This window comes from Sporosarcina sp. E16_8 (assembly GCF_017347095.1).
Taxonomy (GTDB): domain Bacteria; phylum Bacillota; class Bacilli; order Bacillales_A; family Planococcaceae; genus Sporosarcina.
In genome coordinates this window covers 1-672 of the sequence record NZ_JADPRZ010000128.1, presented here as the reverse complement: position 1 = coordinate 672, position 672 = coordinate 1, and the positions used below count along the sequence as shown (strand labels likewise).

Below are 672 nucleotides of genomic sequence, written 5' to 3'. Positions count from 1 at the left end.
GCTCCAGTTTCACCAGTTGCTCCAGTTGCTCCAGTTTCACCAGTTGTTCCGGTTGCACCTGTATCACCAGTTGCTCCAGTTGCTCCAGTTGCTCCGGTTGCTCCGGTTGCTCCAGTTTCACCAGTTGCTCCAGTTGCTCCAGTTGCTCCAGTTGTCCCGGTTGATCCGGTTGATCCGGTTGATCCGGTTGATCCGGTTTCACCAGTTGGTCCAGTTGCTCCAGTTTCACCGGTTGCTCCAGTATCGCCTGTTGTTCCGGTTGATCCAGTTTCACCAGTTGCTCCAGTTGTTCCGGTTGCTCCAGTTGCTCCGGTTGTTCCGGTTGTTCCGGTTGTTCCAGTTTCACCAGTTGCTCCAGTTTCACCGGTTGTTCCAGTTTCACCAGTTGCTCCAGTTTCACCGGTTGCTCCAGTTTCACCAGTTGCTCCAGTTTCACCAGTTGTTCCAGTTGATCCAGTTTCTCCGGTTGTTCCGGTTGATCCAGTTGCTCCAGTTTCACCGGTTGCTCCAGTTTCACCAGTTGCTCCAGTTGCTCCAGTTGCTCCAGTTGCTCCAGTTTCACCAGTTGTTCCGGTTGCACCTGTATCACCAGTTGCCCCAGTATCGCCTGTTGTTCCGGTTGTTCCGGTTGCTCCAGTTGCTCCAGTTGCTCCGGTTGCTCCGGTTGATCCG

The 672-nt window shown here is 53.9% G+C and carries 1 protein-coding gene; it reads right to left on the bottom strand.

The features are described from left to right. On the bottom strand, positions 1 to 672 hold a 672-nt coding region (locus tag I2484_RS21200; protein ID WP_207153000.1), incomplete at both ends, for a hypothetical protein.